Annotated in this window: 27 protein-coding genes; 8 read left to right on the top strand and 19 right to left on the bottom strand. The window is 57.6% G+C overall.

Going from position 1 to position 25,848, the window contains the following annotated elements:
• The first annotated feature begins 367 nt into the window (after positions 1-367).
• Both nrdD and nrdG read left to right on the top strand, forming a co-directional pair.
• On the top strand, positions 368-2,506 hold the full coding sequence (gene nrdD / locus ACMGG5_RS08330) for an anaerobic ribonucleoside-triphosphate reductase (protein ID WP_023334309.1): 2,139 nt from the start codon (positions 368-370) through the stop codon (positions 2,504-2,506).
• Positions 2,507-2,647: 141 nt separating this feature from the next.
• A complete protein-coding gene (nrdG, locus tag ACMGG5_RS08325; protein ID WP_417927931.1) occupies positions 2,648-3,112 on the top strand; it encodes an anaerobic ribonucleoside-triphosphate reductase-activating protein in 465 nt (154 codons plus the stop codon).
• A 32-nt stretch (positions 3,113-3,144) separates the two neighbouring features.
• Here nrdG and ACMGG5_RS08320 read toward each other — a convergent pair whose 3' ends face one another.
• From ACMGG5_RS08320 to ACMGG5_RS08275, 10 genes are read right to left on the bottom strand one after another with little or no spacing between them, the layout of a single operon-like run.
• On the bottom strand, positions 3,145-5,055 hold the full coding sequence (locus ACMGG5_RS08320; RefSeq protein ID WP_032651458.1) for a BglG family transcription antiterminator: 1,911 nt from the start codon (positions 5,053-5,055) through the stop codon (positions 3,145-3,147).
• Between the two features lie 19 nt (positions 5,056-5,074).
• On the bottom strand, positions 5,075-6,211 hold the full coding sequence (locus tag ACMGG5_RS08315) for a lactonase family protein (RefSeq protein ID WP_157188530.1): 1,137 nt from the start codon (positions 6,209-6,211) through the stop codon (positions 5,075-5,077).
• Positions 6,212-6,236: 25 nt separating this feature from the next.
• A complete protein-coding gene (gene dagF / locus ACMGG5_RS08310) occupies positions 6,237-6,977 on the bottom strand; it encodes a 2-dehydro-3-deoxy-phosphogluconate aldolase (protein ID WP_420277702.1) in 741 nt (246 codons plus the stop codon).
• Positions 6,974-8,092, bottom strand: coding sequence for a DgaE family pyridoxal phosphate-dependent ammonia lyase (locus ACMGG5_RS08305; RefSeq protein ID WP_148770218.1), 1,119 nt, complete (start codon positions 8,090-8,092; stop codon positions 6,974-6,976). Before ACMGG5_RS08305 ends, dagF begins: the two co-directional genes overlap by 4 nt.
• Positions 8,076-9,209 carry an amidohydrolase/deacetylase family metallohydrolase gene (locus tag ACMGG5_RS08300; protein WP_420277701.1) on the bottom strand — a complete coding sequence of 378 codons (1,134 nt, stop codon included), beginning with the start codon at positions 9,207-9,209 and terminating at the stop codon, positions 8,076-8,078. Before ACMGG5_RS08300 ends, ACMGG5_RS08305 begins: the two co-directional genes overlap by 17 nt.
• Before the next feature lie 42 nt (positions 9,210-9,251).
• Entirely contained in the window at positions 9,252-9,893 is a 642-nt protein-coding gene (locus ACMGG5_RS08295; protein ID WP_024907276.1) for a DUF4310 family protein, read from the bottom strand.
• Positions 9,894-9,906: 13 nt separating this feature from the next.
• Positions 9,907-10,683, bottom strand: coding sequence for a DUF4311 domain-containing protein (locus ACMGG5_RS08290; RefSeq protein ID WP_008501408.1), 777 nt, complete (start codon positions 10,681-10,683; stop codon positions 9,907-9,909).
• 22 nt (positions 10,684-10,705) lie between these two features.
• Positions 10,706-11,005, bottom strand: coding sequence for a DUF4312 family protein (locus ACMGG5_RS08285; RefSeq protein WP_006810338.1), 300 nt, complete (start codon positions 11,003-11,005; stop codon positions 10,706-10,708).
• A 2-nt stretch (positions 11,006-11,007) separates the two neighbouring features.
• Positions 11,008-11,370, bottom strand: coding sequence for an SFCGS family glycine-rich protein (locus ACMGG5_RS08280; RefSeq protein ID WP_010427372.1), 363 nt, complete (start codon positions 11,368-11,370; stop codon positions 11,008-11,010).
• A gap of 10 nt (positions 11,371-11,380) precedes the next feature.
• Positions 11,381-11,719, bottom strand: coding sequence for a glycine dehydrogenase (locus tag ACMGG5_RS08275; RefSeq protein WP_025911967.1), 339 nt, complete (start codon positions 11,717-11,719; stop codon positions 11,381-11,383).
• A 416-nt stretch (positions 11,720-12,135) separates the two neighbouring features.
• On the opposite strand from ACMGG5_RS08275, the gene ACMGG5_RS08270 reads away from it, so the two are divergent.
• Positions 12,136-12,447 carry a Hok/Gef family protein gene (locus tag ACMGG5_RS08270; RefSeq protein ID WP_157188526.1) on the top strand — a complete coding sequence of 104 codons (312 nt, stop codon included), beginning with the start codon at positions 12,136-12,138 and terminating at the stop codon, positions 12,445-12,447.
• Here the strand turns inward: ACMGG5_RS08270 and cybC are convergent.
• Both cybC and pmbA read right to left on the bottom strand, forming a co-directional pair.
• Entirely contained in the window at positions 12,362-12,748 is a 387-nt protein-coding gene (gene cybC / locus ACMGG5_RS08265; protein ID WP_157188525.1) for a cytochrome b562, read from the bottom strand. The two genes, ACMGG5_RS08270 and cybC, sit on opposite strands and share 86 nt — an antisense overlap.
• A 41-nt stretch (positions 12,749-12,789) precedes the next feature.
• Positions 12,790-14,142, bottom strand: a complete 1,353-nt coding sequence (gene pmbA, locus ACMGG5_RS08260; protein ID WP_048992995.1) for a metalloprotease PmbA — start codon at positions 14,140-14,142, stop codon at positions 12,790-12,792.
• 95 nt (positions 14,143-14,237) lie between these two features.
• Here pmbA and yjgA point away from each other — a divergent pair, with 95 nt between their 5' ends.
• Entirely contained in the window at positions 14,238-14,789 is a 552-nt protein-coding gene (gene yjgA, locus ACMGG5_RS08255) for a ribosome biogenesis factor YjgA (RefSeq protein ID WP_008501414.1), read from the top strand.
• Between the two features lie 73 nt (positions 14,790-14,862).
• Here yjgA and mpl read toward each other — a convergent pair whose 3' ends face one another.
• The gene (mpl, locus tag ACMGG5_RS08250; protein ID WP_420277700.1) at positions 14,863-16,242 is read right to left on the bottom strand and encodes a UDP-N-acetylmuramate:L-alanyl-gamma-D-glutamyl-meso-diaminopimelate ligase; all 1,380 of its coding nucleotides are present in this window, start codon (positions 16,240-16,242) and stop codon (positions 14,863-14,865) included.
• A 197-nt stretch (positions 16,243-16,439) separates the two neighbouring features.
• Between mpl and fbp the strand changes: the two genes are divergently transcribed.
• A complete protein-coding gene (gene fbp / locus ACMGG5_RS08245) occupies positions 16,440-17,438 on the top strand; it encodes a class 1 fructose-bisphosphatase (RefSeq protein WP_024907283.1) in 999 nt (332 codons plus the stop codon).
• Between the two features lie 150 nt (positions 17,439-17,588).
• A complete protein-coding gene (locus tag ACMGG5_RS08240; RefSeq protein WP_024907284.1) occupies positions 17,589-17,945 on the top strand; it encodes a helix-turn-helix domain-containing protein in 357 nt (118 codons plus the stop codon).
• On the opposite strand, the gene ACMGG5_RS08235 is transcribed toward ACMGG5_RS08240, so the two are convergent.
• From ACMGG5_RS08235 to ytfQ, 5 genes are all read right to left on the bottom strand, one after another.
• Positions 17,917-19,488 carry a methyl-accepting chemotaxis protein gene (locus ACMGG5_RS08235; RefSeq protein ID WP_420277699.1) on the bottom strand — a complete coding sequence of 524 codons (1,572 nt, stop codon included), beginning with the start codon at positions 19,486-19,488 and terminating at the stop codon, positions 17,917-17,919. The genes ACMGG5_RS08240 and ACMGG5_RS08235 overlap by 29 nt on opposite strands.
• A gap of 93 nt (positions 19,489-19,581) precedes the next feature.
• Positions 19,582-20,583 carry a galactofuranose ABC transporter, permease protein YjfF gene (yjfF, locus tag ACMGG5_RS08230; RefSeq protein ID WP_023334296.1) on the bottom strand — a complete coding sequence of 334 codons (1,002 nt, stop codon included), beginning with the start codon at positions 20,581-20,583 and terminating at the stop codon, positions 19,582-19,584.
• Positions 20,570-21,595 (bottom strand): galactofuranose ABC transporter, ATP-binding protein YtfT, encoded by a 1,026-nt coding sequence (gene ytfT, locus ACMGG5_RS08225; RefSeq protein ID WP_024907286.1) that lies wholly within the window; start codon positions 21,593-21,595, stop codon positions 20,570-20,572. Before ytfT ends, yjfF begins: the two co-directional genes overlap by 14 nt.
• Before the next feature lie 10 nt (positions 21,596-21,605).
• Complete coding sequence (ytfR, locus tag ACMGG5_RS08220) at positions 21,606-23,108, bottom strand: galactofuranose ABC transporter, ATP-binding protein YtfR (RefSeq protein WP_024907287.1); 1,503 nt, start codon at positions 23,106-23,108, stop codon at positions 21,606-21,608.
• Between the two features lie 132 nt (positions 23,109-23,240).
• Positions 23,241-24,197 (bottom strand): galactofuranose ABC transporter substrate-binding protein YtfQ, encoded by a 957-nt coding sequence (ytfQ, locus tag ACMGG5_RS08215; protein WP_014882271.1) that lies wholly within the window; start codon positions 24,195-24,197, stop codon positions 23,241-23,243.
• A gap of 309 nt (positions 24,198-24,506) precedes the next feature.
• On the opposite strand from ytfQ, the gene ppa reads away from it, so the two are divergent.
• Together ppa and ACMGG5_RS08205 are read left to right on the top strand one after the other, a co-directional pair.
• Positions 24,507-25,037: an inorganic diphosphatase gene (ppa, locus tag ACMGG5_RS08210; RefSeq protein ID WP_010427397.1), complete on the top strand. Its 531-nt coding sequence runs from the start codon at positions 24,507-24,509 to the stop codon at positions 25,035-25,037.
• A 98-nt stretch (positions 25,038-25,135) separates the two neighbouring features.
• Positions 25,136-25,459: a hypothetical protein gene (locus ACMGG5_RS08205; RefSeq protein WP_023334291.1), complete on the top strand. Its 324-nt coding sequence runs from the start codon at positions 25,136-25,138 to the stop codon at positions 25,457-25,459.
• Positions 25,460-25,503: 44 nt separating this feature from the next.
• Here ACMGG5_RS08205 and ACMGG5_RS08200 read toward each other — a convergent pair whose 3' ends face one another.
• Positions 25,504-25,848, bottom strand: coding sequence for a gamma-glutamylcyclotransferase family protein (locus ACMGG5_RS08200; protein WP_024907288.1), 345 nt, complete (start codon positions 25,846-25,848; stop codon positions 25,504-25,506).

Here is a 25,848-nt window from a genome sequence, read left to right as displayed (position 1 = left end):
GCCGGGTGCAGCCCTGCACCCGGCTTACTTTACTGTTTTTGTTGAATAATTAATCAGATTTTTCTCGCTCGCCTTTACAAATGCTGTAGCGCCCGCCGTTTGTACTCTCGCCTTTTTACTTTGTTCTGAATCAAATAAATCGCAAACATGTTTGATGCAAATCACTATATGTAGCACTTAAAATGCATGCCGACCCAATATCTTGTATTTATCGTCTACTATTCCAACGACAAGACGGCGCTTACGCTGGCCGGAATTGTGGATAACACGAGCCGGGAACGCGGGAAGTCTTTGGCCTGGCGGGAAATGCGTCCGGTGAATACTTCTCCACCTCTGTGGATAACCTGTTTTCAAAAATGGAGTGATCATGACACCGCATGTGATGAAACGTGATGGCTGTAAAGTGCCGTTTAAATCAGAGCGCATCCAGGAAGCCATTCTGCGTGCAGCTAAAGCAGCGGGAGTCGATGACGCAGATTACTGCGCCACCGTCGCAGAAGTCGTTAGCAGCCAGATGAACGAACGCAGCCAGGTCGATATCAACGAGATCCAGACCGCGGTTGAGAACCAGCTGATGGCGGGGCCCTACAAGCAGCTGGCGCGCGCCTACATTGAGTACCGTCACGATCGTGACGTGCAGCGCGAGAAGCGCGGTCGTCTGAACCAGGAGATCCGTGGCCTGGTCGAGCAGACCAACTCCGCCCTGCTCAATGAAAACGCCAACAAAGACAGTAAAGTGATCCCCACCCAGCGCGACCTGCTGGCCGGTATCGTCGCCAAACACTATGCCCGTCAGCATCTGCTGCCGCGCGACGTGGTGTCTGCGCACGAGCGCGGCGAAATTCACTACCACGATCTCGACTACTCGCCATTCTTCCCGATGTTCAACTGCATGCTGATCGACCTGAAAGGCATGCTGACCCACGGTTTTAAAATGGGTAACGCCGAGATTGAACCGCCTAAGTCCATCTCCACGGCTACCGCGGTCACGGCGCAGATTATCGCCCAGGTCGCCAGCCACATTTATGGCGGGACCACCATTAACCGCATTGACGAAGTGCTGGCTCCGTTCGTCACGGCGAGCTTCAACAAGCATCGTAAAACGGCTGAAGAGTGGCAGATCCCGGACGCTGACGGCTACGCCCATTCCCGCACCGAGAAAGAGTGCTACGACGCCTTCCAGTCGCTGGAGTATGAGGTGAACACGCTGCACACCGCCAACGGCCAGACGCCGTTTGTAACCTTCGGCTTTGGTCTGGGCACCAGCTGGGAATCGCGCCTGATTCAGCAGTCCATCCTGCGCAACCGTATTTCCGGCCTCGGCAAGAACCGCAAAACGGCGGTATTCCCGAAACTGGTGTTCGCGATTCGCGATGGCCTGAACCACAAGTTTGGCGATCCAAACTACGATATCAAACAGCTGGCGCTGGAGTGCGCGAGCAAGCGCATGTACCCGGACATCCTGAACTACGATCAGGTCGTCAAAGTGACCGGTTCGTTTAAAACGCCTATGGGCTGCCGCAGCTTCCTCGGCGTGTACGAAGATGAAAACGGCGAGCAGATCCACGACGGGCGCAACAACCTGGGCGTCATCAGCCTCAACCTGCCGCGCATCGCGCTGGAGGCGAAAGGCAATGAAGCTGAATTCTGGACACTGCTGGATGAACGTCTGCAGCTGGCGCGGAAAGCGCTGATGACCCGTATCGCCCGTCTTGAAGGAGTCAAAGCCCGCGTCGCGCCGATCCTCTATATGGAAGGAGCCTGCGGCGTGCGCCTGAAGGCGGACGATGACGTGTCTGAGATCTTCAAAAACGGTCGAGCGTCGATTTCGCTAGGCTATATCGGCATCCACGAAACCATCAACGCGCTGTTTGGCGACACGCACATGTACGACAGTGAGGCCCTGCGCGAAAAAGGCATCGCCATCGTTCAGCGCCTGCGCGACGCGGTTGACCAGTGGAAAGAGGAAACCGGCTATGGGTTTAGCCTCTACAGTACGCCGAGCGAGAACCTGTGCGACCGCTTCTGCCGTCTGGACACCGCCGAGTTCGGGATTGTGGAAGGCGTGACCGACAAAGGGTATTACACCAACAGCTTCCACCTCGACGTGGAGAAGAAGGTGAACCCGTACGACAAGATCGACTTCGAAGCTGCCTATCCGCCGATCGCCAGCGGCGGCTTCATCTGCTACGGCGAGTACCCGAACATTCAGCACAACCTGAAGGCGCTGGAGGACGTGTGGGATTACAGCTATCAGCACGTGCCGTATTACGGGACCAACACGCCTATCGACGAGTGCTACGAGTGCGGCTTTACCGGTGAGTTCGAGTGTACGAGTAAAGGCTTTACCTGCCCGAAATGCGGCAACCACGATGCGGCCCGCGTCTCCGTGACTCGTCGCGTGTGCGGCTACCTCGGCAGCCCGGACGCGCGTCCGTTTAACGCGGGCAAGCAGGAAGAGGTGAAGCGCCGCGTGAAGCATTTGGGGAATGGGCAGATCGGGTAAGTTCTGCGCAGGGTTCTCCCCCTCACCCTACCCCTCTCCCTCAAGGGAGAGGGAACCGATCGAGCACATTGCTAAGCCTGACTCCGGTTTTCTCCCGCTCCCTGTGGGAGAGGGCCGGGGTGAGGGCATCAGGTTAACGCTATGAACTATCACCAGTACTACCCCGTCGACATCGTCAACGGCCCCGGCACCCGCTGCACCCTGTTCGTCTCTGGCTGCGTCCACGAATGCCCCGGCTGCTACAACAAAAGCACCTGGCGCCTGAATTCCGGCAAGCCGTTCACCGCGGAGATGGAAGATAAAATCATCAGCGACCTGAACGATACGCGCATTCACCGCCAGGGAATTTCGCTCTCCGGCGGCGATCCGCTGCACCCGCAAAACGTGCCGGATATTTTGAAGCTGGTGAAGCGCATTCGCCGCGAGTGCTCGGGAAAAGATATCTGGGTCTGGACAGGCTACAGGCTGGATGAGCTGAATGCGCAGCAGATGGAAGTCGTGGATCTGATTAACGTGCTGGTCGACGGCAAGTTCATGCAGGATTTAAAAGACCCGGCGCTCATCTGGCGCGGCAGCAGCAACCAGGTTGTACATCATTTGCGTTGATCAAAGGCGGATGTTATCCATCCGCCCTTATCTCAAAAACGACTCAAACTCTCCATCGCCACCGCCTTAAATCCGGCAAAATCCTCGCAGCTACAGAGACGTGACATCGCCCGCTCGCGCAGGAAGGTGACGAAGATATCGTAAATCGCCATCGCCTCTTCGTACTCGCTTTTGCTGATGGCGAGCAGGAAGATGACGTGCGCGGTTTCGTCGCCCCACTGAACGCCGTGCGGGGCGAGCACGGTATAGACCACCGTTTTCTGCGCCAGCAGGCCGAGGGAGTGCGGGAGCGCAATACCGTCACCGAGCATGGTGCTGACGATGGCTTCACGCTCGACGACGGAATCCAGGAACTCCGCGCCAACAAAGCCTTCTGCCTCAAGCTGTTCACACAGCTCGCGGAACAGCGTCTGCTGATCGATCGGCTTGTCGATAATGCGGAAATGGGCCGCGTCGAAGTATTTATCCAGCATCCACGGACGGGTGCGGTCCACCAGCACCAGTTTGCCAATCTGCTCCAGCTGATAGTCGGTCGGGAACGGGGCAATCATCACCACCGGTTTTGACTTTTCGCTGACGCGGGCGGTGGCGATCACAAAGTCTTCGCCAATCGTTTCCGCCAGCTCGTACTCGCGCAGGGTGAGCGTGCGCGTGACCTCAATCTGCGGGTATTTACGCTGCAGCACCGCCTCAATCATGCGGACCATGGCATTACCGGCGTCGCATACCAGCAGCACGCGCGGCTGACGCTGGTAGCCAATGTTGTAGTGACGCTCCAGCCCGACGCCAATATGCAGCACCAGGAAACCAATCTCGTTTTCGCTGATCACATACGGCGTGTATTTGCCCCAGCTCGACACCGCCGCGAGGGTCATGTCCCACGCCATCGGGTAGTGCTGCTTGATGTTATCCAGCAGCGGATTGGGGATCATGATTTGATACCGCACGCGGGTAATCATGGTTTTGATATGCGTGAGCAGGTCCGCGTGCAGCTGCGCGTCGCTGAGCAGGTTGTAGTTATAGTGGGTGTTGATATAGCGCAGGATGTAGTTGACCAGCGCTTCGTCGTCGTCGGCGTTAATTGCGCTCGGGGCAATCTCCTGAATCTGCCGCGCCGCAATGTGCACGCACAGCCAGCTCTCCTCCGACGGCGAAAGCGTTTTGCCCGCCAGTTGCTGGATGGTCACCGCGATATCCTTCGCCGCCTCGCGCACGTTCTCTTCCACATCTTCGGCGTGGAATTCCGGCAGCGGATAGCCCTCGCTGATGCGCCGCACCGACACCGCACAGTACAGGCGCAGGAACAGCTCGCCTTCATCGGTCAGGCGAATGTGGTGACGCGTCAGGGCGTCGTGCAGCACCGGCACCATCTGCTCCGCCACGCCCGCATTCAGCGCCACGTCGGTCACCAGCGGGTTCAGGCTGTCCTGCTGCGCCAGCTCCCAGAGCAGATCGGTCAGGCAGGCGCGGGTAGACATCTCGCTGCCAAACAGCTTCATGCCGTGGCGCGGACGGGTTTCCAGCGTCAGGTTGTAACGATGAAACCACTCGCGCACCTCCGCCATGTCGCTTTGCAGCGTGGCGCGGCTGACGAACCACTCGTCCGCCAGATCCTCCAGCTTAAGAGAAAACGCCGAGGTGAGAAAACGCACCACCAGATAATGCACGCGCTCCGGCCCGGTCCGCGGGACACGCAGCGCGCGCGGGTGGGATGCCTGAAGCTGCTGATAGCGCCCGGCATCCTCAATTTTGAGCTGGTAGCCGTTGCCCCGGCTCAGGATGAACTGCGCGCCGTGGCTGGCCAGCAGCGCGTTAAGGGCGGTAATGTCCGCACGGACGGTTCGCGTGGAGACCGACAGCCGCTGCGCCAGCTCGTCCTGCGGCAGCGTCTCGTTTTGCAACAGTTCGAAAAGTTGCGCTAAACGTTGGTTCGGAAATCGCACGGGTTTGTCCTCTTACGGCTTAAGGTGAAATGACCATCTGGGATGGGCTGCCGACCGGGGTATAGTCTGGCTCAAAGCTTAGCTTGCCGTCCTGACCGACGCGGAAACGGGTAATGTTGTCGCTCCGCTGGTTCATGACGTACAGCCAGCGCCCCTGTTTATCGAGCGTCAGGGTGCGGGGATAATCACCACGCGTCCACACATCGTCCTGATGCGTCAGCGTACCCTCCGCTGTTACGGTAAAGTGCCCGATGCTGTTATGCAAACGGTTAGCCACATACAGCTGTTTGCCATCAGCGCTTAATGCCAGCCCGGCAGCAAAGCTGGTGCCTTTGTAGCCTTCCGGCAGGGCTGAAAGCGTTTTGCCCTCTTTTAAGGTGCCGTTGGCGTTCACGGTATAATGGGTGAGCGTAGACGCCTCTTCGTTAATCAGCCACAGGGCATCGCCTTTTGGCGTAAAGACAAAGTGGCGCGGTCCGGCACCTTTCGAGGAGGCGCTGATAAACGGTGGATCGTTCGGCGTCAGCTTCCCGGTTCGATCGTCAAAACGGTACTGGTAGAGGCGATCCAGCCCAAGATCGGTGGAAAACACATATTTTCCGCTCGGATCGGCGGCGATCATATGCGCGTGGGGGCCATTATGATCGCTGATCGCGAAACTACCCTCCACAGCGGCTTCAGGCTTCGCCGCGCCCGGTTCGCCCTTGTCCTGATGTGTGTCCGTGGCGTTACCCAGGCTGCCGTCTGCCTTGATCGGCAAAACGGCAATCGACCCGCTGACGTAGTTGGCCACCAGCAGATGGCGACCGTTCGGCGTCAGCGACAGGTAAACCGGCCCCGCACCGCCGGAGGCCACCTGATTGAGCTCGCTCAGCGCACCGTTATCGCCGACGCGCAGCGCCTGCACCGCGCCCTGCTCCACTTCGCTTGCCAGATACAGCGTTTTGCCGTCCTGTGAAAGGGTCAACTGCGCCGCATTCGGCAGTTTGCTCACCAGCGTTTTATTCGCCAGCGCGCCGGTTTGCGGGTCAACGGTAAAGCGGTACAGCCCTTCGCCGTTGGGGTTGTAGGTGCCCACCCAGGCGTATTGCGTCTGGGCGATCGCGGCAGTGGTCAGTAAAGAAAGTGAAGCGACAAGCAGGGTACGGGTGTGCATGGTGGCTCCTGTATATGTGTGAGTTCTACTTCACCAGCTTCTTCGTCATCGCCAGCAGGGTACGCACATCTTCCGGACGCGTATCGCCGCTGGCTTTGTCGATAATTGAGCTGTAGATATGCGGGATGATTTTGCTCACGCCCGCGTCGAGGGCGATCTGCAGGATCTCCTCATAGTTTTCCAGATCGATACCTCCGGTTGGCTCCAGCCAGAAGTCGTGACGGGCGCAGGCTTCCGCCACCGCCTTGTACTCGTCACGGCACTTCAGGCCGCCCATCGGGAAGTATTTGATTGAGCTGCCGCCGAAATCTTTCAGCAGGGCAATCGCGGTTTCAACCGGCACGATGCCGTCCGGCGCCGCGCTGCTCAGCGGTCCGGTGGAGATTTTGACCATGCCGACGGAGCCAGTCGGAGAGACCAGACCGTTGACCACGGATTCATTCTGCCCCAGCAGCGCGCGGCTGGTAGCCACGCCGGTAAAGACCTGGTTAACATGCTGCGGCTGCACCTGGCGGGAGATTTCACTCACCATTGCCGACTGGTTCGGGTCGCCCGCGCCCAGGCCAACGGAGAGCGCGTTATCAATCAGGGCGGCGTATTCGCGCATATCGGCGACGGCACTCGCCACGTCCGGATAATTTTTGGAGAGCACGCCCACCAGCACGTGACCTTCCGCCGCCTCGTAAATGGCGTTGGCGTTGGCTTTGGAGCCTGCCAGCACGTTCAGACAGACGCGGTCACGGTAAAAGTTGGGGGTCAGTTTCATGCTTTTTTCTCCTGTCCTAATACTTCGCTAATGCGGCGGTACACGATGTTCAGCTGGTCAGCATTCACGCTGCGCACGTCCGCCTCGATAATCCCTTCGTTGGCCTTGTAGCCACGGAAGTAAATGGCGTATTCGCCCTGCTTGAGCTTCGCCACCAGATCACCCGTGCCGACGCCCGTTGCGGCTTCGTCGAACTTAATCTCGGTGCGGGCGATGTCGCGTCCGGCGCTGTCCCAGACCACGCGCGCGGTCACACCGTTCAGAGTGTTGAGCGCCTCGATAAACGGCGTCATTTTCGCCACCATTTCCGCACCGCTCTCTTTGGTCGCCGTCAGGTAGTGTTCGATGGCGCAGGTCAGGCCAAGAATGCCCTCTTTGCCCACCTTCATGGCACGGCCAATGCCCGCCGTCTGGCGTTTTACCCACTCTACGTACTGGGTTTTGCCGATCACCAGCCCGCTGGTTGGGCCTTCGATCGCCTTCGCGCCGCTGTAGATCACCAGGTCCGCGCCGGAGCGGTAGTACACGTGCAGATCTTCTTCCGCCGCGGCATCGACGATCAGCGGGAGATCGTGTTTACGTGCGACGACTGCCGCCTGCTCGACGCTGAGCATGCTTTTCTGCACGCAGTGGTGCGATTTGATATAGAGGATCGCCGCCGTGCGCGGGGTGATCGCCGCCGCCAGCTGATCGGCAGAGCATTCGTTGGCGTAGCCCGCCTCCACCAGCTTACCGCCGCCCAGCGCCACCATGGTGCCCACCGGCGCGCCAAAGTTCACGTTGTGGCCTTTCGGCAGGACGATTTCGTTGTTCTCAATCGGGGTCACGTGCAGGTTTTCCAGCAGCCAGTCGCTGTCTTTGACCAGCACTGCCGCCACGGACTGGGCGATGCCCGCCGACGCGCAGGAGACGACCGTCGCCCCTTCCACGTCCAGCAGCTTCGCGATGTATTCCCCGGTTTTGTTGACCAGATCCTTCATCTCGAAATAGTGATTCATCCCGTCCATCGCCGCCTGCACCACCTCCGGGCGCGGCGTGGAGACGCCCAGCGCCGTCATGCGGCCAGAGGTGTTGATTACCTGCTTTAAGCGGTACTTCTCATAAATCGAAGGCATTTTCCGTGCTCCCTTGTTCGGTCATGTAGCCCTTGCCCGCGCGGATCGCGGCAAGCGGCACCAGAATGTGTTCAGCCTGCAGGCTGTCGTTTTCGGCATCCGTCAGCACCGTCGGCTGACGTTTAATCGTGAACAGCGTCAGGTCGGCGTCGAGACCCGGCTGAATGCGGCCTTTGCGCGCCAGACGCAGGCCGTCGGCGGCGTTCGCGGTCACGCAGTCAATCACCTGCGGCAGCGACATGCCGATGGCGAGGAATTTCGACATCACGCTCGCCAGCGAGCCCACCGGGCCGTTGATGCGGTTGCGGCAGTAGATATCCGAGCTGATGGTGTGCGGCAGAATGCCCATCGCGATGGCGCGTTTCGCCACCTCAAAGCTGAAGCTCGCCGTGCCGTGCCCCACGTCCAGACGCACGCCGCGCTTCAGGGCGGAGGTGATGGAGGCGCGCAGCTCGCCGGAGGGCGTCAGAATGCGGTTAGGCTTGCCGTTGTAACAGTGGGTGATGATGTCGCCCGAGCTCAGCAGTTCGGCAATTTCGTCGAGATTTGGCGGGTTGTTGCCGATGTGCACCATCAGCGGCAGGTCGCCGTTCTCTTTCTGAATGGCTTTGGCGCGCTCCAGCGGCGTAATGCCGTTTTCACCGACCACGCTGCTGCTCATGCGCGCCTTCAGGCCGACGATAAAATCAGGGTGGCGCTTCACCGCCTGCTTCACCGCGTCGGTGTCGATGTTGGCCATATTGGCCAGCTCGTTCTGGGCGATCAGCCCCACGCGGGAGATGTTCAGCAGGGCAAACACCTCGGTGGAGGCCCTGCGGGTGATGTCGTAGAAATCGTCCACGTCATCGGCACCGGTACTGCCCGCATCCACCACGGTGGTGACGCCGGTGGCAATGCCCACGCTGTCGGGCTCGTCGTGGTAAATCGGGGAGTTCGGGTAGCAGTGAACGTGGGAGTCAATCCAGCCTGCGCTGACGAACACGTCGCCGTTCAGCTCAACCGTTTTATGCGCGGGGGCGTCAATGTCGCCCAGCGCCGCGATCTTCCCGTCCTGAATGGCGATATCGGTCAGGGTATCGTCGGCAAGGCGCGCACGGCGCAGGAGTAAATCAAACATGAGGATCTCCTGATAAGGCGGGCACCGGAGCGCCCGCGGGTATTAAAGGGCGACCGGGAACAGCCAGCCCAACAGCATTGCGCCGAGGATCGCGCCACCGGTGATCGGCTTCTGCCAGATGTAGAACACCAGCGCACCGAGCAGGGAACCGACGCCGATAGGAATGGAGGCGGTCATGGCGCTCAGGATAATCAACGGCCCGAGGAAGCGGCCGGAGGCGTTACCTGCGCCCATCATCACGTCTGCGCCGTAGGTGGAGTTGCTCTGGTTGATGGTGAACTTACGCGCCAGGATGATGACGTAGCCAATTGCCAGACCAATCACCAGGCCGGTGATCAGCGAAGCAATGAAGTTGGTCACCGGGAACATGATCCCCGCGCCCAGCAGCAGCGCCGGAACCCCGAGGCCCACGCCGGTCTGGATCGCACCGCCGATGTCGAGAATACCGACCAGCGACCCTTCGATAATACGGGCGAACAGGAAGCTTGCGCCGAACGCCGCCACCGCGCCGTAGACGCCGGTATCGATCCCCGCTTTCAGCATCGCCACGAAGGCCACTTCGTTAAACGCGCCGATGCCGTAGAGGTAGTACATGTGCGTCCCGGCGAAGACGCCGGAGGAGAGCAGGCCAACGAAGATCGGGAACGACCAGTCGGCATACCAAAAACCTTTATTCTGTTCCATGTAGAGGCTCCTGTTATTTACCGCTGAGCGAGTTGTGGATCATGTCGAGCCAGTTCGGCACGGTCAGATGGAAGGATTCGATCATCTTCATGTCGAAGCCGCGGAAGAAGCCGCTCAGCACGAAGAGCAGGACGATCGCCGCCATCATCACTTTGGTGACGTGGTTCCAGCCGCTCTCTTCAACGCCTTTACCGATCAGGATCCCCAGCACCAGGCCCGGTACGGCGTTGCCCATGATCAGCTGCGCCGCGCCGCCGAAGATGGTGGCCCAGAAGCCCGATTTTTTACCCGCGTCGATGGCCGCCAGCCAGAAGATCACCGGCATCACGGTGTTCACCAGAAGGTTCGCCGCCGGTACCAGCACCTTCACGGCAGTGACCTGAAGCGCTGCCGGAACGGAGGAGGCGGTCAGGTTCAGGAAGGTCACGACGATCATGCCGATTACGCCGCAGGCAATCGCCATTTTGCGCGGGTCGTGCAGCGTTTCGCCGACGTTACGGTTTTTGATCATCAGTGCAGCAGCACCCCAGTTCGGGATGATGCGGTGGTCAACGTCCTGTGTGAAAGCCCCTGCGGCCACGGAAGAGGCCCAGGCGTTAAAGAAGAAACCTAACCCAAAGGAGAAGTGGGACGCCGGATCCCCTTCACAGGAGTTCAGTTCCCCCAACGTACGAAACGCGCCCATACCCTGTGTGGTAGGCGCATGAAACATGCGTGCAGCCCCGGCTCCGACACCGACGCCAACCAGGCCGCCAATGATGAGCGATTTTATTAATATAATTAAGAACATCAGTCTGCCCTTTTATGAATAATCAGCGTTGCGTGACGAAATCCACCTGGTCGAGATTGATGGCGGTCACGTTGACGGTCACATCCAGCTCCACGCTGTAGGTGCGTCTTTCCCGGCGCAGAAAGAAGAACAGAAACGCTTCTTTACGCACCGCTTCTTGCGCCTGAACGACCTGCACATCCTGTGGCTCAATACGCAGTAAGATATGCGGTGAAGCTTTCATCACCGCGGCCTGAACGTGGTTGAGCGCGTCGGCAAAGGCGCGCGCTTTGGCGTCGCCCTTCCCCTTCACTCTCACCGTGGTTGTGAACTGTTCTTTCATGCTTATGCGCCGTATTTTTTCTGCCACGCCTGCACCAGACGCTCGCCCAGCTCTTCTTTATCCATAAAGCCGAAGCCCAGCACGTTGCAGCCTTCGTTGATGGCGGTCACGCCCTCTTCCACGGAACGCATGCCGTATTTGGCTTTGTAGCCATATTTGGTTTGGGCAGTGATGGCACCCGCGCCGCCGCTGCCGCAGAAGGAGATGCCGAAGGTGGCGTTTTCCGCTTTCATCATGTCGCCGAGCTTCATGTCCGCCGCCATGCCCGGCACAACCACCGCGCGTCCACCTGCTTTTTCCACACCGGCAGCCACTTTCTGACCTTTACCCAGGCGATCGCCAATCACGACTGTAATCTGTTCCATGTGTTGCTCCTTAAAGGTTGTCTTTCGCGACTTCAAAGTGAACGGAGAGCAGCCAGGCTTCTTCATCAGGAAGGTTGCCAAACTGCGCGACCACTTCACGGGCGAGCCGCATTGAATCCGGTGAAATTTCGTCAAACAGCTCTGCTTCAACCTCCGGCAGCGGCTCGCCGGTCACGGACCGGTGCGCCATGGCGCGCACGTGGGAGGTGAGCATCTGCTCCTGTACCGCATTGGGGATGATGTTGTTCCGGGCCAGCAGGGCATAAACCTGCTGCAGCATGGTGTTTGCGAGCTGTTCTGTTTGCTCTGCCTGTTCCCCAACGTCGTTCATTACCGCTCCGTTAATCACTGGTCTTACCCCGTTAATGGCTCTGGAATAAAACTAACGTTGGGGGGGAATTGTTTGTAGCGAGTTGTTTTCCACTTCGAAGTGGAAAGGCGAGCCGCGGCAGTGATCTGTGCCACATAAATACGGTGAATCTGGATAAACCGCTGCATTTACGTGATGAATATCACGCTATTGCGTGGCCAAAACGGGGCAAGCAAAGCGGAAAAGATTACGAGCGGTCTCGTAGAAATGTGACGTGGATAAGGTTTTCTTATGGGGATCCGCTAGAGTGGCAACGGGTGCTTGAGACTGACCGTCTCAGGCATGGGACGGAAAGTGGAAAGCCCCGCCTGATAGAAAATCAGGGCGGGGGCTCGAAACGACACGTCGGACCGTGGAGTTCGCTACCTCGCCCGCTTTAAAGCAAGGAGGCATCCATGAAACGCCAAAACCCAGGCATTGGAGTTTTGATGATTATTGCTTTGACAATAATCATCTTAACGCTGGTGACGCGGAAAACACTGTGCGAGATCAGTTTTCGAAACGATTCTTTTGCAGTGACAGCGAGGATGGATTGTCGCTCCGGAAAGTCAGGAGCAAGGATGCGGGGGCGCGTCATGCGCCTCCGCATACGGGCAAAGGACGTACAGCTCAGGCACCCAATTAACGATACTTTTGGTGGTACGTGTTGCGCGTGGTCACAAACTGCTCGGCCGCCGCCTGGGCTTCCTTCACTTTGCCTTCGTTAGCCAGCTTCAGCGCGCCGTCGATCTGGCCGACCAGCACGTCAAAGCCGTGACGGTAGTCTTTCATCTCTGCGCTGTCTGCGTCTTTGCTTTCCAGCTTAGGCGGGGTCGCTTTTTGGGCGTCCAGCGCCGCTTCACGCATTTTGGTCAGCGCGTCTTTCATTTCAGCCGCATTGTCCGTTTTCTGCACCACCTTCAGGTTTTGACCGAGGATGCCCATGTCGTCTTCAAGATCGGCAGCAAACGCAGAAGAGCCAAGAACCAGCGTTGAAGCCGCGACGATCGCTAACAGATGTTTACGCATTGCTCACTTCCTTTTTTATTATTAAAACGCCTTTACGGATATTACTGGCCGGCGATTTTCATTTCCGGCAGAAGTACAGAACCACACTGTATATTGCTACGTGTTTCAATATCGTTACCGACCGTAACGATATTGCGCCACATGTCCTTCAGATTGCCGGCAATCGTAATCTCGCTTACCGGATACTGAATTTCGCCGTTTTCCACCCAGAAGCCCGCCGCGCCGCGAGAGTAGTCTCCGGTGATGCCGCTTACGCCCTGGCCCATCAGTTCCGTGACGACCAGGCCGGTACCCATCTCTTTCAGCATCTGCTCAAAGTTGAGGCCCTGCCCGGCAATGCGCCAGTTGTGGATCCCGCCAGCGTGTCCGGTGCTTTTCAGCCCCAGCTTGCGCGCGGAGTAATTGGTCAGCAGCCACTGGGTCAGCACGCCGTCTTTGACGATGTCACGACGCTCGGTACGCACGCCTTCGCTGTCGAACGGCGTGGAGGCCAGCCCTTTCAGCAGATGCGGATGCTCTTCGATGGTCAACCATTCCGGCAGGATCTGCTTGCCCAGCGAATCGAGCAGGAAGGTCGATTTACGGTAAACCGAGCCGCCCGCGATAGCGCCCACCAGATGACCAAACAGACCGGTCGCCACTTCGTTGGCAAAAATAACCGGGGCCTTCATGGTGGAGAGTTTACGCGGCGACAGGCGAGACAGCGTGCGTTCGGCACACTCTTTACCCACCCACTCCGGAGACTGCAAGTCCCCCAGCGCGCGGCCAATGGTGTAGGCGTAGTCGCGCTCCATGTCACCGTTTTCTTCGGCGATGACGCAGCTGGAGAGCGAATGACGGGTGGAGCAGTAGCCCTGCAGCATGCCGTGGCTGTTGCCGAAGACTTTGATGCCGTAGTGGCTGTTAAAGCTGCCGCCTTCGGTATTGGTGATGCGCTTATCCGCCTGCAGGGAAGCCTGCTCGGCGCGCGCGGCCAGTTCGATCGCTTCGTCCGGGGTCACTTCCGCCGGGTGGAAAAGATCGAGATCCGGCGCATCAAACGCCAGCAGCTCTTTATCCGCCACGCCTGCGTAAGGATCCGGGGAGGTATAACGGGCGATATCGAGCGCCGCCTGCACCGTACGGGCAATGGCATCCGGACTGAGATCGGTGGATGACGCGCTGCCTTTGCGATTCTGGTGATACACCGTGATCCCCAGCGCGCCGTCGCTGTTGAATTCGACATTCTCCACTTCGCCATAGCGGGTACTCACGCTGATGCCGGTGGTTTTGCTGACCGCCACTTCGGCGCCATCTGATTTTTCTGAAGCAAGCATCAGCGCGGTGGAGACGGCTTCTTCAAGAATCTTACGCTGCGCTTCAACTTGTGAGGTTACTTTCATCGCAAATGCCATACTGTAAGAGAGAGTTATCTGAAGTCTAACAGAGAACCGTTTTTCAGTGCGCGTCTTAACTGGTAACATTAGCCTCTTTTTTTAAGGAGCCTGACATGACTAAGCAGCCCGAAGACTGGCTCGACGACGTTCCCGGTGATGACATCGAAGACGAAGATGATGAGATCATCTGGGTCAGTAAAAGTGAAATTAAACGTGACGCCGAAGAGTTAAAACAGCTTGGCGCGGAAATGGTAGAACTGGGTAAAAACGCGCTGGACAAGATCCCGCTCGACCAGGATCTGCGTGATGCCATTGAACTGGCACAGAAAATCAAAAAAGAAGGCCGTCGTCGCCAGCTTCAGCTTATCGGGAAAATGCTGCGTCAGCGCGACGTCGATCCGATCCGCCAGGCGCTGGACAAGCTGAAAAACCGCCACAACCAGCAGGTTGCGCTGTTCCACAAGCTGGAGCAGATCCGCGATCGCCTGATTGAACAGGGTGATGACGCCGTACCGGAAGTGCTGAACCTGTGGCCGGATGCCGACCGCCAGCAGCTGCGTTCCTTGATCCGCAACGCGAAGAAAGAGAAAGAAGGGAATAAGCCGCCGAAATCTGCGCGCCTGATTTTCCAGTATCTGCGCGAGCTGTCTGAGAACGAAGAGTAATCCCCCTCTCCCCAGAGAGGGGAGGGAGAAAAGAACGTAGGCCCGGTAAGCGCAAGCGCCACCGGGCTTTTTTTTACGCGTCGGCGGCCGCTTCCGCTTTCTTCGTAAGACCGTCCAGCAGCTTCTGATGGATCCCACCAAAACCGCCATTGCTCATCACCAGAATGTGGTCGCCAGGCTGAGCGGCTTTCACCACCATATCCGCGAGCGCATCCACATCCGCGCTCCAGTGCGCAGGCTGAATGCAGGCATCGGCGACTTCCGCCACCTGCCACGGAATATGCTGCGGCTGCAGCAGGAAGACTTCATCGGCACGTCCTAACGACGGCGCGAGGTCATCTTTGCAGATGCCCATCTTCATGGTGTTCGAGCGCGGTTCCAGTACCGCCAGAATGCGCGCGGTACCGCCGACCTTGCCACGCAGGGCAGCAAGCGTGGCCAGAATGGCCGTTGGGTGGTGCGCGAAATCGTCATACACGGTAACGCCGTGGGCTTCACCGCGCAGCTCCAGACGGCGGCGGGCATTGATAAACGAGCCCAGCGCATTGGCTGCATCCGCAGGCAGCACGCCCACGTGACGCGCTGCTGCAATCGCCATCAGGCCGTTGTGCATGTTGTGCTCGCCCACCAGGCCCCACTTCACCTCACCCACTTTTTCACCGTCGAGCAGCACTTCCCACTCGGAGGCATCGGCGTTGAGTTTCTTCGCCTGCCAGTGGCCCTGCTCGCCCACCAGCTCCTGCTCGCTCCAGCATCCCATCGCCATCGTCTGTTTCAGGTTGATGTCGTTCTCCGGCAGGATGATGCGGCCCTGGCCCGGAACAATGCGCACCAGGTGGTGGAACTGTTTCTGGATCGCTTTCAGGTCGTCAAAGATATCCGCGTGGTCGAACTCAAGGTTGTTGAGGATCAGCGTGCGCGGGTAGTAATGCACGAACTTAGAACGCTTGTCGAAGAACGCGCAGTCATACTCGTCGGCTTCGATCACAAAGAACGGGCTATCGCCCAGACGCGCAGAGACGTCGAAATTACCCGGTACGCCGCCGATCACGAAGCCCGGCTTGTAGCCGCAGGCTTCGAGGATCCAGGTAGCCATTCCGGCGGTCGTGGTTTTGCCGTGGGTACCGGCAACGGCAACCACCCAGCGGTCGCGCAGGACGAAGTCATGCAGCCACTGCGGGCCGGACATGAACGGAATATTGCGTTCCAGTACCGCCTCGACGCACGGATTGCCGCGGGTCATGGCGTTGCCAATGATCACCAGGTCCGGCTCGGGATCCAGCTGGCTGGCATCGTAGCCCTGAATTAAAGCGATGCCCTGTTTCTCCAGAAGTGTGCTCATCGGCGGATACACATTGGCGTCCGAACCTGTCACTTCATGGCCCAGCGAGCGCGCCAGCATTGCCAGTCCGCCCATGAAAGTGCCACAAATCCCCAATATATGAATGCGCATACGTCACTATCCTTCTTCAATGTGGCGCACATTTTACTCACATGTTAGCGGGTGTGAAACGCATTTCAGGTAAATCCGTATGTTGCTGGCGCGATTCACCTCTGCGCTAATATTTGAATGTTTGTTAAGATTGTTGGGCTTTAGTCGTTTTAGTGAACATACAATCGCTCTACTCACAAAGATGCAGGGAAAGTGTTATGAAAACGTTAGGTGAATTTATTGTCGAAAAGCAGCACGAGTTCTCTCATGCTACCGGTGAACTCACTGCTTTGCTGTCGGCAATAAAGCTGGGCGCTAAGATCATCCACCGTGATATCAACAAGGCCGGTCTGGTCGATATCCTGGGTGCCAGCGGTGCCGAGAACGTTCAGGGCGAGGTTCAACAGAAGCTCGATCTGTTCGCAAATGAAAAATTGAAAGCTGCACTGCGCGCGCGCGACATCGTTGCGGGTATCGCCTCTGAAGAAGAAGATGAAATTGTTGTTTTCGAAGGGTGTGAACACGCTAAATACGTTGTTCTGATGGATCCGCTCGACGGCTCCTCAAACATCGACGTTAACGTTTCTGTCGGTACCATTTTCTCCATCTACCGCCGCGTCACGCCTGTTGGCACGCCGGTGACCGAAGAAGATTTCCTGCAGCCGGGCATTAATCAGGTTGCTGCCGGTTACGTCGTTTATGGCTCCTCCACCATGCTGGTGTATACGACCGGGTGCGGGGTTCACGCCTTCACGTACGATCCATCACTGGGCGTTTTCTGTCTGAGCCAGGAACGCATGCGCTTCCCGCAGAAGGGCAACACCTACTCCATCAACGAAGGCAACTACATCCGATTCCCGAACGGCGTGAAGAAGTACATTAAATTCTGCCAGGAAGAAGATAAAGCGACCCAGCGCCCGTACACGTCCCGCTATATTGGCTCTCTTGTCGCGGATTTCCACCGTAACCTGCTGAAAGGCGGTATCTACCTCTACCCAAGCACCGCCAGCCACCCGGACGGGAAACTGCGTCTGCTGTACGAATGCAACCCGATGGCGTTCCTTGCTGAACAGGCGGGCGGCAAGGCGAGCGACGGTAAAGAGCGTATTCTGGACATCGTGCCGGAAAGCCTTCACCAGCGCCGTTCATTCTTCGTCGGCAACAACCACATGGTTGAAGACGTTGAACGTTTTATCCGTGAGTACCCGGACGCGTAATCCCTCTCTTCAGGGGAGCCTGTCCGGCTCCCCTTGTCATTTATATATTTTACCGTATAAGTGTTTATAAAAAACATGCTTTAATATTCACCACTGCTCCTGCATTATTTCCATAACAGTTTGACAGATATTTCGTGGAGCAGAATCGCAATGAAAAATTATTCCCGTGCTAATACCGGCATTGATTTAAATCTTATCCCTGTATTTATTGAAATCGTCCGCTGCGGCAGCATGGCAAAGGCCTCTTTGCGTCTGGAGATGTCCCGTCCTGCGGTGAGTCTGGCCTTAAAGCGCTTTAATCAACTCTTTGATGAGCCGTTATTTTTCCGTAAAGGTTTATACCTTGAACCGACCGAAAAAGCGTTAGCCTTAACCAGCTCGCTGGAAATATTAATGGGCGAAATTCACGATAATATCGGGGCGCTTAATTCCGGAAGGAATAAAACCCCGGCACAGAACGTACCGGGGCTGGGTAATATTATGCCGCGTTCTGAGTCGTCACTTTGAATGATGACATGGCTTCCATCAGCTGACGCGACTGCTCCTCAAGGGAGCGGGTCGCGGCGGAGGATTGCTGCACCAGCGCCGCATTCTGCTGCGCGGTTTCGTCCATCTGGTTCACCGCAATATTCACCTGCTCAATGCCCCGGCTCTGCTCCTGCGACGCGGTCGCAATCTCTCGCATCAGTTTGGTCATGCGCAGCACTTCGGTTGCGATCTCGTCCATCGTTTCGCCAGCCTGCTGGGCCAGCTCGCTCCCCTCGTTAACGTGGGTCTGCGAATCACTGATTAGCGTTCGGATCTCTTTCGCCGCGTCGGCGCTGCGGCTGGCAAGGTTTCGCACCTCGCCTGCGACGACGGCAAACCCGCGCCCCTGCTCGCCCGCGCGCGCCGCTTCCACGGAGGCGTTAAGCGCCAGGATATTGGTCTGGAAGGCAATGCCGTCGATCACGCTCAGGATGTCGGCGATGCGCGCCGAGCTGCCGGAGATATCGCACATTTTTTCAATCACGTAGCAGACCATCTCGCTGCCGTGATCGGCCGTGTCAGACACCGATTTCGCCAGCTGGTGCGCCTGCTCGGCGTTATCGGCGTTGAGTTTCACCGTGGCGGTGATCTGTTCCATACTGGCCGCCGTCTGCTCCAGCGACGTGGCGGTGGATTCCGTACGCTCGGCAAGATCGCGGTTTCCCAGCGTCAGCTCGCGGCTACCGGTGTCAATTTGCGCGCTGGCATCACGTACCCGCAGAACCGAGTTCATCAGCGACTGGCGCATCTCCTCTATCACCGCGTTGAGGCGGTTAAACTCCTGGCTCGCGGGGGCATTCAGCGTATGGGTTAAATCCCCCGCTGCCACGTTCTCCAGTTGAGCAATGGAGGCCGAGAGCGGCTTGAGCAGCATATGGCGCAGCACCAGCCAGGCGAGCACGATAATGCCCGCCGTCAGCAGCGCTGCGACGATAATCAGGATCAGGACGCGGGTTTTACTCGACTGCACGGCGCTCACTTCCGCCTGACCCCGCGCTTCGCTCCATTTCTGAAACGCCTGCATATCGTTATCAAACTGCTTCGCCACCGGAATCAACGTCTTCTCGAGCAGATCGTAATACCCGTCCGCGCTCTGGTCATTCAGCGTTTTCAGCATCGGATTGATCCCCTGCTGGCTATACGTCGCCAGGCTGGCCGCCACTTTATCGAGCAGCTGTTGTCCCTGCTCGTCAGCCACGCCGCCGTCAATTACCCCTTTCAGCGTTTTCTGGGCCAGGGCAACTTCCTGATTGATGTTTTTTACCGCGTTGGCCGCATCGTCCAGCATGCCGATTTCCATCATGCGGACGGCCTGACCCGCTTCATTGCGCGCGCGCAGGAGCAGCGTATAGCCTGAATTAAGCTGCACCATCTGCTCACCCTGAAGGTGATTAATACGCTGCAGCGAAGAAGAACTCTGTGTGAGGGCATAAATGCCAATGCCGCTGACAATCAGCAGCAGAAGGGTCATAACGGCCAGTAAAGAGAGCAAGCCGGTACGAATCGATAGCGTTTTAAGCATGATATTATTTCCGGTAGCGAGATATTTCTGGGCATAAAAAAAGAGTATCGGCCGCTACCGGAAAATGTTTAGACTTTAAGCAAATTCAGCGTGTTATCGCTCTGTTACTGATGTGTTTACGCGGGTAACAGGCGAGCTTTGACGGTTCTCCCAGAGCACCGTCAGCCCCCGCTGCAGGGCAATAAAAATAAACAGCAGAATGCCGATGGCGATCTTCGTCCACCAGGAGCTGAGCGTGCCGTCAAAGTTGATATAGGTTTGTATCAGCCCCTGGATGGCCACGCCGAACAGCGTCCCCAGCACCGTGCCCACCCCGCCGCTGAGCAGCGTGCCGCCAATGACCACAGAAGCAATCGCATCCAGCTCGACGCCCACGCCTGCAAGGGCATAGCCCGCCTGGGTATACACCGAGAAGACGATGCCCGCCAGCGTCGCCAGGCCGGTCGAGAGCATATAGATGCGAATAGTCGTGCTGCGGGTTGAAATGCCCATCAGGTTGGCCGACGTGGCGTTACCGCCAATGGCGTAAACCTGATTGCCAAAACGGGTACGGTGAGCGAGGAAGATGCCAATCACTACCACGCCCAGCATCAGCAGCCCCATCGCGCTCAGGCGGCCGCCGCCGGGAATTTTCCACGCCAGGCTGGAGAGCGTGTCGTAGATGGGGTGGTTAATTGGAATCGACTCTTCCGACACCAGATAGCTCACACCGCGCAGGAAGAACATTCCCGCGAGGGTAATGATAAACGCCGGGATTTTCAGCGCGTCGATCAGCAGCCCCATAAAGGCGCCAAACGCGCAGCCCATCGCCAGCACCAGCGGAAACGCCACCAGAGGAGAGATCCCCCAGAAGCCGATCGCCTTCGCAAGGAACACGCCCGTAAACGCGATCACCGAGCCGACGGAGAGATCGATCCCGCCGGAGAGGATCACGAAGGTCATGCCGACAGCGATGATGCCTAAAAAGGCGTTATCGGTCAGGATATTGCAAATCACGCGCGTCGAGGCAAACCCCGGGAACTGGGTCAGGCAGTAGAGATACCCCAGCACAAACACGCCCAGGGTGATCATTAACGGTAAATTACGTTTTATCATGGCCACGGATCCCCTTAATGATGCTGACAAAGCGCGGTGACTGGACGATCAGCACGCAGAGCACGACCACGGCTTTCACCACCTGGTTGAGTTCCGGCTGGAATCCCGACAGCAGGATCCCGGTGTTCATGCCCTGAATGATCAGGGCGCCGATCACCGAGAGCAGCAGGTTAAAGCGCCCGCCCATCAGCGACCCGCCGCCGATCACCACCGCGAGGATCGCGTCCAGCTCCAGCCAGAGTCCCGCGTTGTTGGCATCGGCCCCGCGAATATCCGCCGCGACGATGACCCCGGCGATGGCGGCGCAGACGCCGCTCAGCACGTAGGTCAGCATTACCATCAGTCGGGTGTTGACGCCGGCGTTGCGCGCGGCGCGGATGTTGATCCCGACGGCCTCAATGAACATGCCCAGCGCCGTTTTGCGGGTGAAGAGCCAGAAGACAACGAGCGTGACCAGGGCAATAATCACCGGCGTCGGGAAGAACAGAAGGTTGCCGCTACCGAGCCACGCCAGGCTCGGGGAGTTGAAGGTCACAATCTGGCCGGAGGTTATCAGCTGCGCGACGCCGCGCCCGGCCACCATTAAAATCAGCGTGGCGACGAAGGGCTGGATTTTCAGCACCGCAACCAGAATACCGTTCCATAATCCTGCCAGCACGCCGGTGCCCAAGGCTGCCAGCAGGATCACCGGCAGGCTATGTCCGGCCACGGTCATGGAGGCGGCCGTAGCCCCGGCGATAGCCATCACCGCGCCGACGGAGAGGTCAATCCCGCCGGTGGCAATCACCAGCGTCATTCCGATGGCCAGCAGCGCCACCGGCGCGGCGCGGTTTAAAATGTCTATCGGGCTGCCAAACAGGCGGCCATCCTGCACGATGATCTGGAAGAAATGCGGCGCGACCAGGCTATCCACCAGCAGAACCACCAGCAGCGCCGCGATTTGCGGCGTGCCGGTTGGCCAGCTGAAGCGGCGCTTTGACTCACCGGTTTGCGAAAGCGAACGGGGCATCACGATTCACTCCTTATGCCGCGATGGCATTCATGATCGCCGGAACGGACAGCTTATCCAGCGGGATCTCTGCCACCTGTTTGCGATCGCGCATGATGATGACGCGATCGGCATAGCCCACCAGCTCTTCCAGCTCGGAGGAAATGACCAACAGCGCCAGACCGTCCGCGCACAGGGTTTCGATAAGCCGGATAATTTCGGCGTGCGCCCCCACGTCAATGCCGCGGGTCGGTTCGTCGAGGATCAGGAACTGGGGTTTGGTCAGCAGCCAGCGCGACAGCAGCACTTTCTGCTGGTTACCGCCGGAGAGGAATTCAATGGGCTGTTCCGCGCTCGGGGTGCGGATGCCGAGCTGGCGGATAAAGCGCTCGGCAATGGCGTTTTGCTCGCGCTTAGGGATCGGCCGTAGCCAGCCGCGCTGCGCCTGTAGCGCCAGAATGATATTTTCCCGCACCGAGGCGGCGGCAATAATGCCGTCCGTTTTCCGGTCCTCCGGGCAGAAGCCGACGCCCAGACAGGAGGCCTGATGCGGCGATCGCAGGGTCTGCGGTTTGCCCTTGATCAGCGCGCTGCCGCTGTCGGCAGGCTTGATCCCGAAGATCACCTCGGCGGTCTCGGTCCGGCCGGAGCCCAGCAGGCCCGCCAGGCCGACAATTTCGCCTGGCCGCACCTCAAGGTTAAACGGCGAGATCACCCCTTTTTTGCCGTAATCGCTGAACGCGGCGACCGGCTTCTCGCTCAGCAGCGTGCGCCCTGCACGCTGGAGGGCGTTGGTCTCGAGCTCGCGGCCAAGCATCATTTTTACCAGCTCGATTTGCGGCAGCTCGCGGGTTTCGCGGCAGCCGACAAAGCTGCCGTTGCGCAGCACCGTAATGCGATCGCTCACCTCATACACCTGATCGAGGAAGTGGGTGACGAAGATCAGGCTGACGCCCTGATCGCGCAGCTGGCGCATCAGGGTAAAGAGCATCTCCACCTCCTGGGTATCGAGGCTGGCGGTGGGTTCGTCAAGGATCAGCACCTTTGCGGAAAGATCGATCGCACGGCAAATGGCGACGATCTGCTGCATCGCCACGGAAAAGCGGTTCAGCGGCTCGCGGACGTCGAGGGAGAAGCCGTACGATTCCATCAGCGTTGTCGCCCGCGCTTCCATCTCTTTGCGGCGCAGCAGGCCAAAACGGCGAGGTTCACGGCCAATAAACAGGTTATCCGCCACCGACATATTCGGCAGCAGGTTCACTTCCTGGTACACCGTCCCGATCCCCAGCTGCTGGGCATGGGCGGTGTTTTTGGGCGAAATGGCGTTACCTTCCAGCCAGATGGTGCCGCGGTCAGCGTGATAAACACCGGTCAGGGATTTAATCAGCGTCGATTTTCCCGCGCCGTTCTCGCCCAGCAGCGCCATGATCTCCCCGCGCCGCAGGCTGAAATCAACGCTATCCAGCGCTTTTACGCCGGGGAAGAATTTACTCAAGCCCTCTGTGCGGAGGATTTCCTGGTGTTGTTCAGTGGTCATGGTTTCCCCCTCACCCTGACCCTCTCCCCGGAGGGGAGAGGGGATTGATCGTGCCAATTGTTAATATCCAGCTCCGCCCTGCCTTTCTCCCTCTCCCCTCCGGGGAGAGGGCTGGGGTGAGGGGCGCGGGTCTTAATAGCCCATGTTTTTCTTCTTCTCTAACTCTTCTTTCGCCGTATCAGGCAGGTAGAGGGTGGACTTGGTGACCGTCACCTTCTCCGGCATCGTGCCGTCTTTCTTGAATTTCTCCAGCGCGTCGAATGCCGGACCCGCCATGTTTGGCGTCAGCTCCACGCTGGCGTTGGCTTCGCCGTCGATCATCGCTTTGTAGATGTCCGGCACGCCGTCGATAGAGCCGGTGAGGATATCTTTGCCCGGCTTCAGACCCGCTTCTTTAATCGCCTGAATCGCACCGATCACCATGTCATCGTTGTGGGCGTAAACCATGCAGATGTTCTTGCCGTTGTTTTCAGCCTTAATGAAGCTCTCCATAACCTCTTTACCTTTACTACGGGTAAAGTCGCCGGACTGAGAGCGGATAATCTTAATGTTTGGCGCTTTCGCGATGGCTTCAGCAAAGCCTTTTTTACGGTCGATGGCCACGCTCGCCCCGACGGTACCCTGCAGCTCAACGACGTTACACGGCTTGCCGTCGACCTGCTTCACCAGCCAGTCGCCAATCAATTGCCCTTCAAGCACGTTGTTGGCGGTGACGGTGGTCATATAGAGGGATTTGTCTTTGACGTCGATGGAACGGTCGAGCAGGAAGACCGGGATCTCAGCGTCTTTCGCTTCCTTCAGGACGGGTTCCCAGCCGGTCGCCACGACGGGTGCAATAAAGATGGCATCCACGCCCTGGGCGATAAAGGAGCGCACGGCTTTGATCTGATTCTCTTGTTTTTGCTGACCATCGGCAATTTTCAGGGTAATGCCGCGTTTCTGAGCCTCGCTTTTCGCCACGTTGGTTTCTGCCGCTCGCCAGCCAGATTCAGAGCCGACTTGCGAAAAACCTACGGTTAAGGGAGCGGCCATCGCCATAGACGACATGGCTGCCGAAACTGCTGTGACCAGGAGTAAGCGCTTCCACATATGAACGTCCTCGTAGGGTGAGTTATTGTTGGTTAAAAGATGTTCTGCGGAATGACTATAGCCCATGAAATATGTAACGAATTGCGTTACATCACACTTCAGAAAAGTGAATAAAACGTTAATCACAAGTTTGTAATCGCTTTCATTTCGCCATGAAAAATGCGGCTGAGTTTATGGATTTTCCTGTCATGGAATCGGTCTGAAAAGTGGAGAAAGCGGGGAGATAAAGCGAAAACAGGCGGAGACATTCAGCGCGAGTTGGCTATAATACCTGCCACTTGTTTACCATCCATTTTAAAGGACACCGACATGAGCTTACTCAACGTCCCAGCGGGTAAAGAACTGCCAGAAGACATCTACGTAGTTATCGAAATCCCGGCTAACGCAGATCCGATCAAATACGAAGTGGACAAAGAGAGCGGCGCCCTGTTCGTAGACCGTTTCATGTCTACCGCGATGTTCTATCCGTGCAACTACGGTTACATCAACCACACCCTGTCTCTGGACGGTGACCCGGTTGACGTGCTGGTCCCAACGCCATACCCACTGGAGCCAGGCTCCGTCATTCGCTGCCGTCCAGTTGGCGTGCTGAAAATGACCGACGAATCCGGTGAAGATGCGAAGCTGGTTGCAGTACCGCACACCAAGCTGAGCAAAGAATACGATCACATCAAAGATGTGAACGACCTGCCAGAGCTGCTGAAAGCGCAGATCACTCACTTCTTCGAGCATTACAAAGACCTCGAAAAAGGCAAGTGGGTTAAAGTTGACGGCTGGGACAACGCAGAAGCAGCGAAAGCGGAAATCATCGCCTCTTTCGAACGCGCTGCTAAGAAGTAATTCTTACTGCTGATTGATGAAAGCCCCGCATGTCGGGGCTTTTTGTTGCCTTTGAAAAAGACATACACTCCTGACCATCAAGATCGTGAGCGTTATACATGCTAAGTTTCTTTCTTCAAAGCATCAAGATGGGCTACATAAAGGCGTTTGACTGTTACGGCAAAGACAGCAAATGGCAGTATCTCTGCATCATGACATTCCAGCTTGCCTGGTTTTTGTTTTACTTATGGATCCCTTATCGAAGCGATTATGCGATTCTGCTGTTTTTACTGTTTTTCCTGCCCGTCATTTCAAGCAATACGCGGTGCATAAACTACTATGGCCGTTCACGCGCCCTGTGTTTGTTATGGCTTATAGCCCCCTACATCATGCTGTTCGTTCCTCTGTTTTTAACCCGGCGCCGGGATACGGAAGAGAGTTGAAGGAACAAAAAAACAACGCCACCTCACGGTGGCGTTGTCTTTTTTCAGTACTGGTCTCTGTCTAACCAGTTACCGCTTACAATCCGCGTTAACCCTTCGACCGGACGCTGGTAGACATACATCCACGCACTTCCGTACGGCGTCTGGATCAACTGGCGCGCGTATTCACCGCCCCTGGTGCGCAAGGCATCAAGTTCGGCAAGCGTCGCGTTATCAATACGATAGACTTCACCCTGTACTGTTCCTTCGCCCGGAACCGCGCCTGGATAGTGGCCCAGGCTGTACAACTGGTAGTTCTCGATATTGTAATTCCCCAGCAGCAGAGCATTGGTCATCCAGTGACTGTTGCCTTGCCTGGTTCTTAAACTGCCGTAGACAAATATTCGCAT

This window comes from Enterobacter sp. BNK-34, assembly GCF_048684445.1.
Lineage (GTDB): Bacteria > Pseudomonadota > Gammaproteobacteria > Enterobacterales > Enterobacteriaceae > Enterobacter > Enterobacter pseudoroggenkampii.
This window is presented reverse-complemented; position numbering and strand designations above follow the sequence as displayed.